The sequence below is a fragment of the Sphingomonas sp. genome (assembly GCF_035758555.1).
GTDB lineage: Bacteria > Pseudomonadota > Alphaproteobacteria > Sphingomonadales > Sphingomonadaceae > Sphingomonas_B.
In genome coordinates this window covers 1-2,047 of sequence record NZ_DASTXI010000050.1, presented here as the reverse complement: position 1 = coordinate 2,047, position 2,047 = coordinate 1, and the positions used below count along the sequence as shown (strand labels likewise).

At 66.0% G+C, this 2,047-nt stretch carries 2 protein-coding genes; both read left to right on the top strand.

Annotation, left to right across the window (positions count from 1 at the left end):
• On the top strand, positions 1 to 838 hold an 838-nt coding region (locus VFT73_RS02885; protein ID WP_326408645.1), incomplete at its 5' end, for an alpha/beta hydrolase.
• Between the two features lie 169 nt (positions 839 to 1,007).
• On the top strand, positions 1,008 to 2,047 hold a 1,040-nt coding region (locus tag VFT73_RS02880; protein ID WP_326408644.1), incomplete at its 3' end, for an efflux RND transporter periplasmic adaptor subunit.

The following is a 2,047-nucleotide window of genomic DNA, read 5'->3' as shown; positions in this document are numbered from 1 at the left end:
GTCGCAATACGCGGACCCGCGGCGCGTGGTCGTGTGGCTGCCTTCCGGATACCGCGCTGACGGGCCGAAATATGCCGTGCTCTACATGCACGATGGGCAGAACCTGTTCGACACCAAGACCGCCGGCTACGGCATGGAATGGCAGATCGACGAGACGCTCGACCGGCTGATCCAGGAGAAGAAAGTCCGTCCGACGATCGTCGTCGGAATCTGGAGCACGCCCAAAAGGCTGCAGGAATATGTGCCGTCGAAAGCGTTCAACGGACTTCCGCCCGATTACCGGCAGAAGGTACGTGCGCTTTACGGCGGAGACCCGCTGTCGGACGGCTATCTCAAGTTCCTCGTCCGCGAGCTCAAGCCGACGATCGACCGGCGCTTCAACGTAAAAACCGACGCGGCGGACACGGTCATCATGGGCTCGTCGATGGGTGCGCTCATCTCGCTTTACGCGATCGACGAATATCCGAAGGTGTTCGGCGCGGCGGGGATGATGTCGACGCACTGGCCCCTCGTCATCACTCCGGACAACAAGCCGATCAGCGACGAGGAGTATGAGATCGTCTCCTCGGCTTTCGAACGCTACCTCGCCCCCGCCCTGCCCGCGCCGGCAACGCACAAGCTCTACTTCGATCACGGCAGCGAGACTCTGGACGCCAATTATGCGCGCTACCAAGACCGGGTTGACGTGGTCGTCGCCCGCCGCGGCTACCGCCAGTGGGACAGCACGCTGAGCCTCAGCTTCCCCGGCCAGAAGCACAACGAGATCAGCTGGGCCTCGCGCGTCGCCGTTCCGCTCCAGTTCCTGCTGCCGCCGAACCGCTCCGTTCACCCGCGATAAATTTCGGCAGCGAAACAATCGCCGCTTCGTCGGGCTCCCTCGCCCGTTCGTCGAACCGTGAGGCTTTACGAACAATCGTTCATCTAGCGCCACGGCCATTGTCATGTTCGCTGGCCAAGAGCGCTTCCCCACTTGCAATCCGTGGCGGCAGGGGAAAAGGCGCCATATCGTGAAGCCCGCCTTGTTGATCGGACTCGCGCTGCTGCTTGGGGCATGCGGCAGCGGCCAGGACCCGCGGGAAGGCGGGCGAGGCGGACCGCGAGGCCCGGTCACCGTCGGCTATGTCGTCATCCAGCAGGGCAGCGCGCCGATCGAGCAGCAGCTGCCCGGGCGCGTTTCGGCCTATCAGATTTCGGACGTCCGGCCGCAGGTGAACGGAGTGATCCTCAAGCGCCTGTTCCGCGAAGGGTCGATGGTCCGGCAAGGCCAGACGCTCTACCAGATCGACCCGAGCATCTATAATGCGCAGGCGGCGCAGGCGACGGCCAACCTCCAGGCCGCGCGGGCGCAGGCCGAGGCGGCGCGTACCCTCGCCGCCCGCTACAAGCCGCTGGTCGAGCAGCAGGCGATCTCCAAGCAGGATTATACCAATGCCGTCGCGCAGGCGCGCCAGGCGGATGCCGCCGTCGCCCAGAACGCCGCGGCATTGCGCACGGCGCAGATCAACCAGCGCTATACGCGGGTCCCGGCGCCGATCACCGGCCGCGTCGGCCTGTCGAACGTCACCGAAGGCGCGCTCGTCACCGCGAACCAGACCGATGCGCTGACGACGATCACGCGGCTCGACCCCGTCTATGTCGACATCCAGCAGTCGGCGGCGGACCTGCTCGCGCTTCGGCGGGCTCTGTCGCAGGGCGGTGTCGTCCCGACGACTGCGCAGGTGCGGCTCCAGCTTCCGGACGGGAGCAATTACGGCTTCACCGGGACCGTCGAGTTCAGCCAGGTGCTGGTCGACCAGACCACCGGCACGGTCACCCTGCGCGCGCGCTTCCCCAACCCGCAGGCGATCCTTCTGCCGGGCATGTTCGTGAACGCGCAATTCGCGCAGGCGGTCGACACCTCCGCATTCCTGGTCCCGCAGCAGGCGATCAGTCGGGATCCGCAGGGCAATGCGACCTTGTTCGTGGTCGGTCCGGGCAACCGAGCGGTGCAGCGCACCGTCGTGGCTGACCGGACGCAGGGACCCTATTGGGTGGTGACGCAGGGCCT